17 protein-coding genes are annotated in these 15,357 nt (G+C 63.2%); 8 read left to right on the top strand and 9 right to left on the bottom strand.

Going from position 1 to position 15,357, the window contains the following annotated elements:
• Positions 1-30 precede the first annotated feature (30 nt).
• The 5 genes from cpaB to PY310_RS00895 are packed head-to-tail and all read left to right on the top strand — an operon-like array spanning position 31 to position 5,261.
• The gene (gene cpaB, locus PY310_RS00915) at positions 31-792 is read left to right on the top strand and encodes a Flp pilus assembly protein CpaB (RefSeq protein ID WP_275212261.1); all 762 of its coding nucleotides are present in this window, start codon (positions 31-33) and stop codon (positions 790-792) included.
• Positions 789-1,985, top strand: coding sequence for a CpaE/TadZ family protein (locus tag PY310_RS00910; RefSeq protein ID WP_275212260.1), 1,197 nt, complete (start codon positions 789-791; stop codon positions 1,983-1,985). The genes cpaB and PY310_RS00910 overlap by 4 nt, the downstream gene beginning before the upstream one ends.
• The gene (locus PY310_RS00905; RefSeq protein ID WP_275212483.1) at positions 1,982-3,418 is read left to right on the top strand and encodes a TadA family conjugal transfer-associated ATPase; all 1,437 of its coding nucleotides are present in this window, start codon (positions 1,982-1,984) and stop codon (positions 3,416-3,418) included. Before PY310_RS00910 ends, PY310_RS00905 begins: the two co-directional genes overlap by 4 nt.
• Positions 3,415-4,362, top strand: a complete 948-nt coding sequence (locus PY310_RS00900) for a type II secretion system F family protein (RefSeq protein WP_275212259.1) — start codon at positions 3,415-3,417, stop codon at positions 4,360-4,362. Before PY310_RS00905 ends, PY310_RS00900 begins: the two co-directional genes overlap by 4 nt.
• An 11-nt stretch (positions 4,363-4,373) precedes the next feature.
• The gene (locus tag PY310_RS00895; protein ID WP_275212258.1) at positions 4,374-5,261 is read left to right on the top strand and encodes a type II secretion system F family protein; all 888 of its coding nucleotides are present in this window, start codon (positions 4,374-4,376) and stop codon (positions 5,259-5,261) included.
• A gap of 99 nt (positions 5,262-5,360) precedes the next feature.
• Here PY310_RS00895 and PY310_RS00890 read toward each other — a convergent pair whose 3' ends face one another.
• From PY310_RS00890 to PY310_RS00855, 8 genes are all read right to left on the bottom strand, one after another.
• A complete protein-coding gene (locus PY310_RS00890) occupies positions 5,361-6,254 on the bottom strand; it encodes a tRNA pseudouridine synthase A (RefSeq protein WP_275212257.1) in 894 nt (297 codons plus the stop codon).
• A gap of 32 nt (positions 6,255-6,286) precedes the next feature.
• The gene (gene rplQ, locus PY310_RS00885) at positions 6,287-7,009 is read right to left on the bottom strand and encodes a 50S ribosomal protein L17, sunset domain variant (RefSeq protein WP_275212256.1); all 723 of its coding nucleotides are present in this window, start codon (positions 7,007-7,009) and stop codon (positions 6,287-6,289) included.
• 66 nt (positions 7,010-7,075) lie between these two features.
• Positions 7,076-8,086: a DNA-directed RNA polymerase subunit alpha gene (locus tag PY310_RS00880; protein WP_013601812.1), complete on the bottom strand. Its 1,011-nt coding sequence runs from the start codon at positions 8,084-8,086 to the stop codon at positions 7,076-7,078.
• 130 nt (positions 8,087-8,216) lie between these two features.
• Positions 8,217-8,618, bottom strand: a complete 402-nt coding sequence (gene rpsK, locus PY310_RS00875; RefSeq protein ID WP_018769149.1) for a 30S ribosomal protein S11 — start codon at positions 8,616-8,618, stop codon at positions 8,217-8,219.
• A 52-nt stretch (positions 8,619-8,670) separates the two neighbouring features.
• Positions 8,671-9,045 (bottom strand): 30S ribosomal protein S13, encoded by a 375-nt coding sequence (gene rpsM / locus PY310_RS00870; RefSeq protein ID WP_275212255.1) that lies wholly within the window; start codon positions 9,043-9,045, stop codon positions 8,671-8,673.
• 179 nt (positions 9,046-9,224) lie between these two features.
• Entirely contained in the window at positions 9,225-9,338 is a 114-nt protein-coding gene (gene rpmJ, locus PY310_RS00865) for a 50S ribosomal protein L36 (RefSeq protein ID WP_009358722.1), read from the bottom strand.
• A 69-nt stretch (positions 9,339-9,407) separates the two neighbouring features.
• Positions 9,408-9,629: a translation initiation factor IF-1 gene (gene infA / locus PY310_RS00860; protein WP_009358723.1), complete on the bottom strand. Its 222-nt coding sequence runs from the start codon at positions 9,627-9,629 to the stop codon at positions 9,408-9,410.
• Between the two features lie 172 nt (positions 9,630-9,801).
• Positions 9,802-10,812 carry a P1 family peptidase gene (locus tag PY310_RS00855; RefSeq protein ID WP_275212254.1) on the bottom strand — a complete coding sequence of 337 codons (1,011 nt, stop codon included), beginning with the start codon at positions 10,810-10,812 and terminating at the stop codon, positions 9,802-9,804.
• Between the two features lie 216 nt (positions 10,813-11,028).
• Here PY310_RS00855 and PY310_RS00850 point away from each other — a divergent pair, with 216 nt between their 5' ends.
• From PY310_RS00850 to PY310_RS00840, 3 genes are all read left to right on the top strand, one after another.
• Positions 11,029-12,000 carry a carbohydrate ABC transporter permease gene (locus tag PY310_RS00850; protein ID WP_275212253.1) on the top strand — a complete coding sequence of 324 codons (972 nt, stop codon included), beginning with the start codon at positions 11,029-11,031 and terminating at the stop codon, positions 11,998-12,000.
• Complete coding sequence (locus PY310_RS00845; RefSeq protein ID WP_275212252.1) at positions 11,997-12,929, top strand: carbohydrate ABC transporter permease; 933 nt, start codon at positions 11,997-11,999, stop codon at positions 12,927-12,929. The genes PY310_RS00850 and PY310_RS00845 overlap by 4 nt, the downstream gene beginning before the upstream one ends.
• A gap of 85 nt (positions 12,930-13,014) precedes the next feature.
• Positions 13,015-14,361 carry an ABC transporter substrate-binding protein gene (locus tag PY310_RS00840; protein WP_275212251.1) on the top strand — a complete coding sequence of 449 codons (1,347 nt, stop codon included), beginning with the start codon at positions 13,015-13,017 and terminating at the stop codon, positions 14,359-14,361.
• A 141-nt stretch (positions 14,362-14,502) separates the two neighbouring features.
• Here the strand turns inward: PY310_RS00840 and map are convergent, their stop codons facing one another.
• Positions 14,503-15,330, bottom strand: a complete 828-nt coding sequence (map, locus tag PY310_RS00835; protein ID WP_275212482.1) for a type I methionyl aminopeptidase — start codon at positions 15,328-15,330, stop codon at positions 14,503-14,505.
• Between the last annotated feature and the right edge of the window lie 27 nt (positions 15,331-15,357).

Raw genomic sequence — 15,357 nt, 5'->3', positions numbered from 1 at the left:
TAGCTCCAAATTTCGAGAGGAGACTGAAAATTGAAAACACGCCTACTGGGAGGCATAGTCGCATTTGTGCTGGCCATCGCCGGCACTGTCCTACTTGTCTCGTATGTTTCAGCGTCCGAGGCACGGGCCCAAAAGGATTTGCAGCCGGTCGATGTACTCGTTGTCCAACAGCAGGTAGCCAAAGGGGCTGACCTGCAAAAGCTGAAAGCATCGGTCAAGCTGACCTCACTGCCTTCGGCTTCAGTACCCAATGGCGCCCTGAAGAGCCTGGACGGGCTTGACGGGAAAGTCGCCGCTGTCGATTTGCTTCCTGGCGAAGCCCTGCTGGGTGCGCGGCTGGCCGATCCTGAGAGCTTGTCCGCCCCGGGCTCCGTCCCGGTTCCCGACGGAATGCAGGAAATCTCCGTTCAACTTGAGGCCCAACGCGTAGTGGGCGGCCGTATCGCAGCCGGCGACACCGTTGGCATCGTGGTCCTCTTCGACAAGGGAGCCGTCAAGGACTCCCCTGATGTCGAATCCGGACAGCAGATCTTTCACAAAGTCTTGGTTACGAGCGTCCAGCGCTCGATGGCGAAGACATCAGGCGCGGCCACGGGAGGTGCCACTGCCGAGGAACAGGCCAATACAGAGCTGCCCACCGGACAGCTGCTCGTTACCTTCGCCCGGAATGATGCAGACGCCGCAAAGATTGCTTTCGGGGCCAACTTCGGATCCCTGTGGCTAACCAAGGAACCGTCGGCCGCCACCGAAGGATCACCGCTGATTGTCAAGAAGCCCGAGCTGTACCGGTGAGCAGGTTCGTAGCCATCACGGCCGACTCCGATTTCGAAACCCGGGCCAGGCAGGCAGCTTCCCGCCTGCACGGAACATTTCACGGAATCGTTGCCAACTTCCTGCCCGCTGGCCCGGACGACGTGCTGCGTACACTCTCCGGCGACCAGCTGGAAGTGATTTTGCTCGGACCGGGGCTTCCGGTCGAGGACTCAATCAGGCTTGCCAGTCTGTTTGACCTCCAATATCCGGAGATCAGCGTGGTGCTTGTCACCGAAAGTGACTCCGACGTCGCGTTGCCCGCGATGCGGGCCGGCATAAGGGACCTCCTAGATCCGGGGGCCGACGTCGACGCCATCCACGTCATGCTGGAACGCGCCAGCCTTGCAGCGGCAGGGCGCCGTCGCGGCCTCGGAAACATCGTTGAACCGCCGAGTGGCAACGGACGGATCATTGCAGTGATGTCTCCCAAGGGCGGTGTGGGAAAGACGACCGTGACCACTAACCTCGCCGTCGGCCTCGCAAAGCTGGCACCGATGAGCGTTGTAGTTGTCGATTTAGACCTGCAATTCGGCGACGTAGCCTCCGGGCTCAGGCTCGAACCCGAGAAGACCATCGCTGACGCTGTGAAGGGGGCGGCAGCAGGTGACAGCCTGGTACTCAAGTCGTACCTCACACTGCATCCGTCCGGCATGTACGCGCTGTGTGCACCACTTAACCCCGTGGAGGCCGACCAAATATCCGGGGAACAGGTGGGCCGATTGCTCGTGCAGCTGGCCAGCGAATTCAAATTCGTTGTGGTGGACACGGCCCCAGGGCTCGGGGAACATGTGCTCGCGAGCCTCGAGCAGGCCACCGACGGCGTCTGGGTCTGCGGTATGGACATACCGAGCATCAAGGGTCTTCGGACAGGATTCTCCATCCTGACCGAGCTTGGCTTGCTCCCACCGAACAGGCACGTGGTCCTCAACTTTGGTGACCGCCGAAGCGGACTGACATTGAAGGACGTCGAGGCAACCATCGGTTGCCCTGTGGATGTGGTGCTCCCCCGGTCACATGCGGTGCCATATTCCACAAACAAGGGGGTCCCCCTTCTACAGGAGACGTCGAGGGATGCTGTCGCGAAGGGCTTGCGTCAGCTCGTCCAACGGTTTGATCCGGCGTGGGAGCAGCGCACTCACAAGAAACTTCACCGAAGGGCCGTAGTCCAATGACACTTGCAGATCGCTTTCAATCTGTTCGCAACCAGGCGAGCCAGCAGCCGGCTGAAACCCGAACTGAGATCCCGTGGGCAGGGAAAAGTCAGAATGAGTCCGCTTGGAATGAACCCGCCTCCAACGATCACAGCGCAGAAGCAAACGACGCCTTGACTGCGGTCAAGGACCGCGCCGGCGCTGCACTTTATGAGCGCATGGGAAGCCGCATCTCAGACGCGTCCCTGGACGAGGCTGAGCTGCACGAGTACGCCAAAGATGAGCTACGGACAATCATCGAAGAGGATGAAATCCCGCTGTCCTCCGCGGAGCGGCAGCGCCTGGTCCAGGACATCCTTGATGATGTCATTGGTCTTGGACCGCTGCAAAAGTTCATTGCGGATGATGCCGTGACCGAAGTGATGGTCAATGGTCCGGATAAGATCTACGTGGAACGGGGAGGCAAACTCTTCCTCACGGGGTCTCGCTTTAAGTCCGAGGATCATCTGCGACGGATCATCGAGCGGATCGTCACCAAGGTCGGTAGGAGAATCGATGAATCATCTCCGTTGGTGGATGCCCGGCTCGCCGACGGATCGCGCGTCAACGCGATCATTCCGCCGTTAGCCGTCAACGGCTCGTCGCTGACGATTCGAAAGTTCGGCCAGGCGCCGCTGACTGTCAACGATCTCATCTCGTTTGGCACCATCTCCCCGGAAATCGCCGAACTCCTGAACGCTTGCGTCCACGCGCGGCTCAATATCATCGTCTCCGGGGGCACCGGCACCGGTAAGACGACGCTGCTCAACGTCTTGTCGTCCTTCATTCCTCCGGACGAGCGGATCGTCACCATTGAGGACGCGGTGGAACTTCAACTCCAGCAGGAACACGTTGTGCGACTCGAAAGTCGGCCGAGGAACATTGAGGGCAAGGGTGAGATCAGCATCCGGGACCTCGTTCGTAACTCCCTGCGCATGCGCCCGGACAGAATCGTTATCGGCGAAGTCCGTGGCGGTGAGTCGCTGGACATGCTCCAGGCCATGAACACAGGCCATGACGGGTCCATCTCGACGGTGCATGCCAACTCACCCCGAGATGCTATCGCCCGATTGGAGACCTTGGTGCTGATGGCAGGCATGGACCTCCCGCTTCGTGCCATCCGCGAACAAATCGCTTCGGCGGTCAATCTCATCGTTCACATTTCGCGCCTTCGCGACGGCACTAGGCGAGTGACACATGTCACGGAAGTTCAAGGGATGGAAGGTGACATTGTCACGCTCCAGGACGCCTTTACATTCGATTACAGCGCCGGAGTTGACGCCCACGGAAGGTTCCTCGGAAAGCCTGTCCCCACCGGCGTCCGGCCTCGTTTCGCAGATCACTTCGCCGACCTGGGAATTGCCCTATCGCCGGCCGTCTTCGGGAAATCACCGATTGGGGGCGGTTACCGGTGAGTGCCACCAGCCCAATCCTGCTGATTCTGGGCGTCCTTCTGTGCCTGGCCTCGCTGGTATTCCTCTTCGTCGTGACCCTCCGTGGCCGTGAGGCAAATATCGAATTGGCGCGCAGGCGACCTGGCGTCGCCGAACAACCGTCTGCCCTCACCCGAGTTGCCGCATCGGCGACGTCCTTTGTCGAACGCAATCTCAGCCGTAATGCCAGGTTCGGTTCCGCCTCATCTCTGGAGGAAGCAGGACTGCACCTTCGCCAGGCAGACTTCATCCTTTTACTCGGATGCGCGGTAGTAACAATGGGAGTTGTGGGCTTTGTTCTTGGCGGCCTCGGGCTGGCACTGGTGTTCGCCCTGCTGACGCCTTTCGGAGGCATGCTGTTCCTGAACATCATGGCCGGCAAGCGACGCGCCAAGTTCGAATCACAGCTCGGCGACACTCTGCAAATGCTCTCAGGAGGGCTGCGAGCTGGCCATAGTCTGCTGCGGGCGGTTGACGCAGTGGCACAGGAATCTGACGCGCCGACGTCCGAGGAATTCGCACGGCTGGTCAACGAGACCAGGTTGGGCCGGGACCTGAAGGACTCCATGGCCGACTCGGCTCGGCGCATGCGGAGCGAGGACTTTGACTGGATGGCCCAGGCCATCGAGATCCACCGGGAAGTCGGCGGAGACCTGGCTGAGGTTCTCGACCACGTGGGAGAGACCATCCGGGAGCGCATGCAGATCAAGGGCCAAGTGCAATCCCTCAGCGCAGAGGGCAAGCTCTCGGCCTACATCCTCATTGCCCTCCCGATCGGGATCTTCCTGTTCCTCAGCTTCTCCAACCCCGGCTACCTCGGCGTGCTGTACACCAACGTATTGGGGTGGGTCATGCTCGGGTTCGGAGTTGTACTGCTGGCTCTTGGGTCCTTCTGGCTGAGCCGCGTCGTCAAGATCAAGTTCTAGGAGGTGGAAGCATGAGCGCAATGGCCTGGTTCATCGTCGCAATAATTATCGTTCCGTGCTCGGTGATGGTTTGGGCAGTAATCTCAGTGGACCGCCCCGGCTTGGCTGCCGTCCGAAGCAACCTGGGACGAGGACGGGGAAAGGCAGCCGACGATTCACAAGGAGTCGAAGCTCCCTGGCTAGTGCAGTTGGGCCAGCGCCTGACGCCGAAGGGGTACCCGGCGTGGCTGGACAAGCTGCTCGCGAAGGCGGGCCGGCCGGCGGCCATGCCTCTGGACCGGCTACTGGTCATCAAGCCAGCTCTCGCTTTGGTGGCCGGAGTAGTCGGCATCTTATTGATGCTCAAGACCCCCACGGGCACGAGCTTTCTCTTGACTTTATTCGTGACCGTGCTCGCATATTTCGTTCCGGACCTCCTCCTGCGCAGCCAAGGCGCGAAGCGCCAGGAAGCGATCGAACTGGAGTTGCCCAGCACACTGGATCAGATGCTGATCTCGGTCGAGGCAGGGCTCGGCTTCGAGTCAGCCATGGCGCGCGCTGGCCAGAACGGCAAGGGCCCTCTCGCCGCGGAACTCCTCAGGACGCTCCAGGATATGCAGGTTGGCAGGAGCCGCCGGGAAGCCTACCTGGCCATGGGACAACGCACGGGAGCACCAGACCTACGGAGCTTCGTGCGAGCCGTTGTCCAGGCGGACGTCTACGGTATAGCGATAGCAAGCGTCCTGCGGACGCAGGCCAAGCAGATGAGAATCAAGAGGAAACAGCGCGCCGAAGAGAAGGCAATGAAGCTCCCCATCAAGGTATTGTTCCCGCTGATGCTATGCATCTTGCCCGTACTGTTCATCGTCATTCTAGGGCCGGCCGTCATCAATATCATCGCGGCCTTCTCCGGCATGTAGGTGCAAAGGACGCCACCCCCACCGCGCCATCGGCGCCCCAAGAACCGGACCCTCTCGGCACCCAGAACCGAGGGGGTCCGCTTGTGTGTCCGGAAAAGGTCAGTGCTTCCGCACGGCCCGGGTCAGCTCCGCGCGGGCCAGCATCTCGTCGTCGGACGGGTAGGCCACTTCCTCGAGGACCAGCGGGTGCGGCGCGGCCAGGACTGACTTGGCGTCCCGCTTCTTCGCCAGGAGCCTTTCGTACAGCCAGCCCGGCTCCTCCACGCCCTCGCCCACGAACAGCGCCAAGCCCACCAGGGAACGGACCATGTTGTGGCAGAACGCATCCGCCTGGACGGTGGCCACAATGACCCCGTCCTCGCCGCGGCGGAACTCGAAGCGCTGCAGCTCACGGATGGTGGTGGCGCCTTCCCGCGGCTTGCAGTAGGACAGGAAGTTCTGCAGCCCCAGCAGCTTGGACGCACCCTCGTTCAACAGCGAAACGTCCAGGGGGCTCTTGTGCCAGAGCGTGAAGTAGCGTTCCAGCGGGTCCCACAGGGCCGGGCCGTCGGCAATGCGGTAGCTGTAGCGGCGCCACAGGGCGGAGAAGCGGGCGTCGAAACCGACCGGCGCCAGCTGCACCTGATGGACTTCAATGGCTCCGGACAGGTCGCCGAGGCCCCGGCTCAACGCACCCCGGAGACGGCGCACCAGCGCGACGCCGGGATCCAGTTCGTGCCCGCGCGGCAGTCCCAGCCACTCGGCTTCGGTGAGGTCAAGGTGGACCACCTGGCCGCGGGCGTGCACGCCCGCGTCGGTCCGCCCTGCCACGGTGACCCGGATGGGGCGCCGGACCAGTAAGGCCAGCGCCTCCTCCAGGACTCCCTGTACGGTGCGCAGGCCGGGCTGGAGCGCCCACCCGCTGAAGGGGCCGCCGTCGTATGACAGATCAAGGCGGATACGCAAAAACCCGCCGCCCCCTGTAACGGGGGCCGCGGGTTTTTGGTCGTTCATAGACCTAAGTCTACTGGAGCGACAGAGGCTGATTACTCAGCTTCGACTGCCTGGGCAGCTTCGCCACCGGCAGGCGCGAAGCCTGCGGCTGCAGCGGATTCCGCGGAGTCGAACCAAACTTCAGCGGTGGTGGAGTCGTACCAGCGTGAGCCGGGAACGTGGTACTTCATGGAGTCCTCGTTGCCCTTGACGGCGAAGCCTTCGGGGGCTTCCTTGTCAGCGGTGGCCGGCTTGGAGCCGGCGTACTTGGCTTCAGCTTCGGGAGCAGCGGCAGCTTCGGTCTCAACAACCTCGGCCTCGGCTTCGGCGGGAGCTTCCTCGGCGGCCGGAGCAGCCTTCTCAGCGTCGCGCTTGGCAGCGGAAGTAGCCTCAGCCACAACAGCCTGCTTGGCGGAAACCGGCTCGAGAACGAGCTCGATGACAGCCATGGGAGCGTTGTCGCCCTTGCGGTTGCCGATCTTGGTGATGCGGGTGTAGCCGCCGTCGCGGTTCTCCACTGCCGTGGCAATTTCGGTGAACAGCTCGTGGACGACGCCCTTGTTGCTGATCAGGCCGAGGACACGGCGGCGGGAAGCCAGGTCGCCGCGCTTGGCGAAAGTCACCAGACGCTCTGCGTACGGCTTCAGGCGCTTGGCCTTGGTCACCGTGGTGGTGATCCGCTTGTGCTCGAACAGTGCTGCTGCCAGGTTCGCGAGCATGAGACGCTCGTGAGCCGGGCCGCCTCCGAGGCGCGGACCCTTAGTGGGGGTAGGCATAATTGTTTCTCCTCATATGGAAGCCGGCGGTGGGCACACCATGGTGCCCGCCGGCCAAGATCTGTTTTAGAGTTCGTCGTCGCCGAAGGCGGCGTCGTCCTCTTCAATTGCTGCTGCGCGTGCTGCGAGGTCAAAACCGGGAGGCGAGTCCTTGAGGGACAGGCCCAGTTCAACCAGCTTTGCCTTGACCTCGTCAATGGACTTCGCACCGAAGTTACGGATGTCCATCAGGTCAGCCTCGGAGCGGGCAACGAGTTCACCCACGGTGTGGATGCCCTCACGCTTGAGGCAGTTGTAGGACCGGACGGTGAGGTCCAGGTCCTCGATCGGCAGTGCCATGTCCGCGGCCAGGGCAGCGTCCGTCGGCGACGGGCCAATCTCGATACCTTCAGCTGCGGTGTTCAGCTCGCGTGCCAGACCGAAGAGTTCCACCAGGGTGGTACCAGCGGAAGCAACAGCATCGCGCGGGGCGATGGCCTGCTTGGTCTCGACGTCGACAATGAGCTTGTCGAAGTCAGTGCGCTGCTCAACACGGGTTGCTTCCACGCGGAAAGTAACCTTCAGCACCGGCGAGTAGATCGAGTCAACCGGGATACGGCCGATCTCGGCGTCGCCGGACTTGTTCTGAGCTGCCGACACGTAGCCGCGGCCGCGCTCGATGGTCAGTTCGAGTTCGAACTTGCCCTTCGAGTTCAGCGTGGCAATGTGCAGATCCGGGTTGTGGAATTCGACGCCGGCCGGCGGAGCGATGTCCGCGGCGGTGACGACTCCGGGGCCCTGCTTGCGCAGGTAGGCAACAACCGGCTCGTCGTGCTCGGAGGAGACCGACAGGCTCTTGATGTTCAGGATGATCTCAGTGACATCTTCCTTGACACCCGGAACCGTGGTGAACTCGTGCAGCACGCCATCGATCCGGATGCTGGTTACAGCGGCACCGGGGATGGAGGAGAGCAGGGTACGGCGGAGGGAGTTTCCGAGGGTGTAGCCAAAGCCCGGTTCCAGCGGTTCAATGATGAAACGCGAGCGGTTTTCGGAGACTACCTCTTCGGAGAGGGTGGGGCGCTGTGCAATGAGCACTTAGGTTTCCTTTCGGCGAGCATCCGCTATATGACGCAACACAGGTGGTGGAAATTCGGTCTGAAGACTTAACGCGGCTGGGCTTGCCCGGACCAGAACGGTCCGGGCAAGCTCAAACTGCGCGAAAGGCTTAGACGCGGCGGCGCTTCGGCGGACGGCAGCCGTTGTGCGCTGCGGGGGTGACGTCCTGGATGGAGCCAACCTCGAGGCCTGCGGCCTGCAGCGAGCGGATTGCAGTCTCGCGTCCTGAACCCGGTCCCTTGACGAAAACGTCAACCTTGCGCATGCCGTGCTCCTGCGCACGCTTGGCAGCAGCTTCGGCAGCCATCTGGGCTGCGAACGGGGTGGACTTACGTGAGCCCTTGAAGCCGACCTCACCTGAGGAAGCCCAAGAGATAACAGCGCCGTTCGGGTCCGTGATGGACACGATGGTGTTGTTAAAAGTGCTCTTGATGTGCGCCTGGCCCAGCGCGATATTCTTTTTGTCCTTCTTACGCGGCTTGCGAACCGCGCCACGAGTCTTTGGGGGCATTTTTTTCTCCTACAGAAAGTTATCGGGGAAAGCCGTGTAAATCCGGGAGGATTTAACGGGCCTTCTTCTTGCCTGCGACGGTGCGCTTCGGACCCTTGCGGGTACGGGCGTTGGTCTTGGTACGCTGCCCGTGGACCGGCAGGCCCTTACGGTGGCGAATACCTTCGTAGCTGCCGATTTCAACCTTGCGGCGGATATCAGCTGCTACTTCGCGGCGAAGGTCACCCTCAACCTTGTAGTTGCCTTCGATGTAATCACGCAGCTCAACCAGCTGGGTATCGGTGAGGTCCTTAACGCGGACGTCAGCACTGATGCCAGTGGCAGCCAGGGTTTCGTGTGCACGGGTCTTGCCCACGCCGTAGATGTAAGTAAGCGCAATTTCCAACCGCTTTTCGCGGGGAATGTCTACGCCAGCGAGACGAGCCATAGAGGCAGTGCTCCTTGAATAAACCGGAGGTCCTAGGCAGTACACCCGCACGTTCCGTGCGGCCCCAGCCTCCGACCGGGGGTTAGCTGTCCGGGCTCATGCGTCCCAATTCAGCTTGTGCTGCCTTATTATTTACTTGCGTGGGTTAGCAACCCAGGATTTCCTTCAGAAGAAGGAAATTAGCCCTGGCGCTGCTTGTGGCGCGGGTTCTCGCAGATCACCATGACCCGGCCATTACGGCGGATCACTTTGCACTTTTCGCAGATCTGCTTGACGCTCGGCTTGACCTTCATGGCATTCCTTTGCGTGTGGCAGTTGGTCAACTGGAGCAGCCGTCAGCTCATGCCGCGGCCGCCCAGAATTTACTTGTAGCGGTAGACGATACGACCCCGAGTGAGGTCATAAGGGCTCAGTTCCACCACTACCCGGTCCTCAGGGAGAATCCTGATGTAGTGCTGGCGCATCTTGCCTGAGATGTGCGCGAGTACGATGTGCTTGTTGGTCAGCTCAACGCGAAACATCGCGTTAGGCAGCGCCTCAGTCACAACGCCTTCGATCTCAATGACCCCGTCCTTCTTGGCCATACCCTCCGCTAACTGTTGTTGCCGCGGCCCTGCCGGATTGCACCGGACATGACCACGAACGTTTTTGTTGGATCGGTTATCACCTCAGGCCCCAAACAGGGCACAGCAGGGCAGACAACCAACAAGCAACACTACCCTTTTTCCCGGCAAATGTTAAATCGAGCATACTAACCTACTCCGCCCGGTATGCACCATATTCACCGGCAGGCGTGCTCACCGCCTCGGCGCTCTGCACGCCATCCAGGATGGCCAAACGTACGACGTCGGCTGCCGCACTCTGCAGCGTGATGAGACTGAACTGCCGGGGGGCTTCGGTGCTGTCCAGTTCGACGGCGCCGGTGGCCAGCGCGAATATCGTGTCCCCGTCAGCCAGCGTGTGGCTCGGGTTCAGCGCCCTGGCCAGTCCCGCGTGGGCAGCAGAAGCGGTCCTCTTGCAGTCGGCCTTGCTCAGGATGGCATTGGTAGCAACGACGACGAGGGTTGTGTTGAGCGGCGGGGCTGCCGAATCGGTGCCGTGCCCGGCTTCCGCCGGGGCAGCCGGAACCCTCGGCGTGCTCGCTCCTTCGTCGCTTAGACGCACGCTGCCGGGTTCCGCCCGCTCCGGCGATGTGCCAACAGGCAGTCCCACTGCGTTGACCACGGCGATCGCTCCGATCACAACCCCGTTGTCTAAGGTGATGGAGGCAGTCCCCACTCCTCCTTTGTATCTCCCCCGGCCGAGGACGGCTCCGGCGCCGGCGCCTACGTTGCCGCGTTCGACGTCGTGCCGTTCCGGCTGCGCGGCAGCGGCGGCAGTTGCCGCGTAGCCCATCTCCTCATCGGGCCGGGCCGAAAAGTCGCCGCCGCGGCCCAGGTCGAAGATGGCGGCGGCCGGCACGATCGGGACCAGCCCGCCGGGCACCGCGAAGCCCCGGCCGGCTTCCTCGCACCAGCGCTGGGCGCCGCGTGCGGTGACCAGGCCGTAGGCGCTTCCGCCGGTGAGCACCACCGCGTCCACCTGCTGGGACAGGGTGGTGGGGTCCAGGGAATCCGTCTCCGACGTCGCGGGGCCGCCGCCGCGGACGTCCACGGACCCCACCGTTCCCGGCGGCGGCAGGACCACGGTCACCCCCGTCAGCCAGCCGTCGTCGTTCCTCTGCACGTGCCCCACCCGGATTCCGGGTACATCGGTAATGGCTCCCATACGCCCCATTCTGCCCGCTTCATGACGCACGAAACTGTTGGCAACGCGCATGGGCGTCGGAGAGCGCTCAAGCCGAACTGTTCGTGAACGCTTTTCGAAGCCTCGGCTAACAATCAGCGCGGGGACCGGATCTGGCCCTGACCGGAGCCGGCGATGTGATGGAGTGATCTCAAATCCTCCCAAGCCCTGCCCCCGCAGGCCTCCCGATTGAGATCCATGACTCCACAGCTCACGGCCAAGCCCGGCAGTTCCGCGGCGCCCACAGGCAGAGCCAGGCACGGCATCCCCGGCACAAAAAACCGGCAGCGCTGGTCGAACCGGTCCCGCCGCGACTTCTTCGTTTTCCTCGCGCTTGCCCTGCCCAACCTGCTGCTCATCGCCGTCTTCACGTACCTCCCGCTGATCAACAACATCTACTACTCCACGCTGAACTGGACGCTCGGATCAGCCTCAGCTGCCGTCGTCGGGCTCGAAAACTACGTCACGTTCTTCACCGGCGCGGATGCCGCCAGGGTGCTGGGCACCACCGCCATCTTCACGGCCGCAACCGTGGGCGGCTCCATGGTGCTGGGCCTGCTCATTGCCCTGGTGCTGAACTCGAAGGTCCGCGGCACCACGTTCGCCAGGTCGGCTGTATTTGCGCCCTACGTCTTGTCCGGCGTGGGTGTCGGCCTGGTGTGGCTGTTCATCTTCGATCCCGGCTACGGCGTGCTGGCCTGGCTCCTCCGGGGCCTAGGGCAGCAGAGCCCGCAGTGGATCAACGATCCGCAGCTCTCCCTGGTCATGGTCATCATCGTGTATGTCTGGAAGAACCTTGGCTACTGCGCCGTGGTGTTCCTCGCCGGCCTGCAGTCGCTGCCGCAGGACGTGATGGAGGCGGCCTCGCTGGACGGGGCCGGCAGTTTCCGCCGCTTTGTCAGCATGTCCCTGCCGCTGCTCTCCCCCACCACCTTCTTCCTGCTGATCACCACCATGCTCAGCTCGCTGCAGGCGTTCGACCTCATCCGGATCATGACGCCCCTCGGCGCCGGCACCAGCACCCTCATCTACGAGGCGTACCTGCAGGCCTTCGGCGCGTACAACCGCGCAGGCTACTCGGCCGCGATCTCCGTGATCCTGTTTGTCATTCTGCTGGTCATCACGGTGCTGCAGCTGCGGTTCGTCGAAAAGAAGGTGCATTACTCGTGAAGGCTCCCGCCCCCGCCGTCGTCCGCGATTCCTCCGCCGCGTCTTCAACGCCCGGTTCAACGCCCGACGCCGTTCCCCGCCGCGAGCGGCCGTTCTCCCGTGCCAATCTGCTGCAGACCGTGGTTGGCGGCTATGTGCCGCTGGTCATCGCCGTCCTGGTGGTCTTCCTGCCGTTGCTCTGGATGGTGCTGAGCTCGTTCAAACAGCCGGGCGAAATCGTCACCATGAACCTGCAGGTGCTCCCGGCAGCCCTGGACCCGGAGAACTACCGGGTGGCCATGACCACGGTGCCGTTCGGGCTGTTCTTCCTCAACAGCACCATCGTCACCGTGGTTGGGTCCGGCATCAAGGTGATCCTTGCCCTGCTGACCGCCTACGCGCTGGTGTTCGTGCGCTTCCCTTTCAAGAACCTGATCTTCATCCTGATCCTGGTGGCCCTGATGGTCCCGCCGCAGGTGTCCATCCTGCCCAATTACATCCTGATCGCCGGGATGGGCGGGAAGAACACGCTCTGGGGGATCATCCTGCCCGGCCTGGGCACCGCCTTCGGCACGTTCCTGCTGCGCCAGCACTTCCTTACCCTGCCCGGTTCCATCCTCGAATCGGCCGAGATCGACGGCGCGGGCCACTGGCGGCGGCTGTGGCAGATCGTGGTGCCGGTGTCGGTCCCCTCGATCGCCACGGTTGCCCTGGTCACCGTGGTCAGCGAATGGAACGAATACATCTGGCCGCTGATCATCACGGACAAACCCGAAAGCATGACGCTCCCCGTCGGCCTGACACTGCTGCAGAACTCCGAGGGCAACGGAGCCGGCTGGGGCATCATGATGGCCGGCGCCGTCCTGGTGATCATCCCCATCCTGATCATCTTCGCCATGCTCCAGCGCTACATCGTCGCCGGCCTCACCCAGGGCAGCGTCACCGGCTAGCGGCCAGGCGAGTACCGCCGTCGGCCCCTCCCACCATCCATCCATCGCATCCGCATCACCAAGGCACCCACCGAAAGGCAGCACCATGACGTTCACCCTTGATCGACGGTTTTTCCTCACCCTTGCCGGGGCCGGAACAGGAGCCGCAGCGCTGGCAGCCTGCGGCGGCCCGTCCACCACGCCCGGCGCGGCCACCGCCACCGCTGCCGACATCGACTTCAGCGGCGTCAAGCCGGCCGCGTCCATCGACTTCTGGTCCAACCACCCCGGCAAGTCACAGGACGTGGAGAAGAGCATCATCGAGAAGTTCCACGCCAAGTACCCGGACATCAAGGTGAACCTGGTGACCGCGGGCGCGAACTACGAGGAAATCGCGCAGAAGTTCCAGACCGCCCAGGCTGCCAAGTCCGGCCTGCCCTCCCTGGTGGTCCTCTCCGACGTCTGGTGGTTCCGCTACTACCTGAACGAGAGCATCATTTCCATCGACTCCCTGGTCAAGCAGCTGGACATCAACCTGGCCGATTTCCGCACCTCCCTGGTGGACGACTACAAGTACGCCGGCAAGCAGTGGGCACTCCCCTACGGCCGGTCCACCCCGCTGTTCTACTACAACAAGGACCACTTCGCCGCGGCCGGCCTGCCGGACCGCGCCCCCGCCACCTGGCAGGAGTTCGCCGGCTGGGCACCCAAGCTCAAGGCGGCCTCGGGCACCCAGTACGCGTTTATGCACCCCGCCCTGGCCGGCTACGCGGGCTGGACCCTGCAGAACAACCTGTGGGGCGAGGGCGGCAGCTGGTCCAAGGGCTGGGACATCACCTGCGACTCCGCCGAGTCCGTGGCCGCCCTGCAGGCAGCCCAGGATTCCGTGTACAAGGACGCCTGGGCCGGCGTCTCCTCCAAGGAATCGGCCGACGACTTCGCCGCAGGGCTGGCTTCGGCCACGCTGTCCTCTACCGGCTCCCTCATCGGCATCCTGAAGTCCGCCAAGTTCAATGTGGGCGTGGGCTTCCTGCCGGGCGGCTCCAAGGAGAAGACCGGCGTCTGCCCCACCGGCGGCGCCGGCCTGGGCATCCCCAGCGGTGTCACCAAGGAAGAGCAGCTCGCCGCGGCGATGTTCCTGCAGTTCATGACCGAGCCGGAGAACACCGCCGCGTTCTCGGCCGCCACCGGCTACATGCCCACCCGGACCTCGGCGGACATGACCACGGTGCTGGCGCAGACCCCGCAGATCAAGATCGCCATGGACCAACTGGCCGTCACCAGGGTCCAGGACAATGCCCGCGCGTTCCTGCCCGGGGCCGATCAGGAGATGGCCAAGGCCGCCGCCAAGATCCTCACCCAGCAGGGCGACGTGAAGGCCACCATGACCGAGCTGAAGGCCACGCTCGAGGGAATCTACACCAAGGACGTCAAGCCCAAGCTCAAGGCCTGACCCTCTATTGCCGGCCGTGCCGGTCGGCAATAGCGGGTAAGTCACTTTCGTGGCTTTAAACCCAACTAGGTAGCGCCAACTGTCGTTTTGACCCCTCATAACGACAGTTAGCGCTACCTACTTTGAGTTAATCGGCTTGGCTTACGGGATCGGCACCGGGGTGACGCCGAGCGGCACCAGGTGCTCCGCGCCGCCGTCGGGCGCTGACAGGACCCAGATGCCCCGGTCATGCACAGCCACGGAGTGCTCCCACTGGCACGAGCGCTGGCCGTCGGTGGTGACCACGGTCCAGTCATCGCTCAGCACTGCGGTGTCGATGCTGCCGCGGACCAGCATGGGCTCAATGGCCAGGCACAGGCCGGCCTTGACCTTGGGGCCGCGGTGGCTGGTCCGGTAGTTCAGGACGTCCGGGGCCATGTGCATCTCGGAGCCGATGCCGTGGCCCACATAGTCCTCCAGGATGCCCAGCGGCTTTCCGGGGACCGAGGAGACGTAGTCGTCGATGGCCGCGCCGACGTCGCCCACATGGCCACGCTTGGCCAGCGCCGCGATGCCGTGCCACATGGCCGCCTGCGTGACGTCGGACAGGCGCTGGTCTTCGGGATCAGCGTTGCCCACGATCACGGTCCGGGCCGAGTCCGAATGCCAGCCGTCAACAATCGCGCCGCCGTCGATCGAGATGATGTCGCCGTCCTTGAGGACCTTGCTGCCGGGGATGCCGTGGACAACTTCCTCGTTCACGGAGGTGCAGACGGTTGCCGGGAAGCCATGGTAGCCCAGGAAGTTGGACTTGGCACCGGCCTGGTTCAGCACCGCGGCGAAGACGTCGTCCAGGTGCTTGGTGGTGACGCCCGGCACGGCGGCGGCCACAGCGGCATCCAGCGCGCGGCTCAGGACCAGGCCTGCCTCGTGCATGGTGCGCATCTGGGCATTGGTTTTGTATTCGATACGGGGCTGGCCGAAGGCCATGGTGTGTCCTTTCAATGGCTGAGGCTC

This window comes from Pseudarthrobacter naphthalenicus (assembly GCF_029076445.1).
In the GTDB taxonomy this organism is placed as follows: Bacteria; Actinomycetota; Actinomycetes; order Actinomycetales; family Micrococcaceae; genus Arthrobacter; species Arthrobacter naphthalenicus.
Note: the sequence above shows the minus strand (reverse complement) of the source record. Positions and strands in the feature narration are given on the sequence as shown.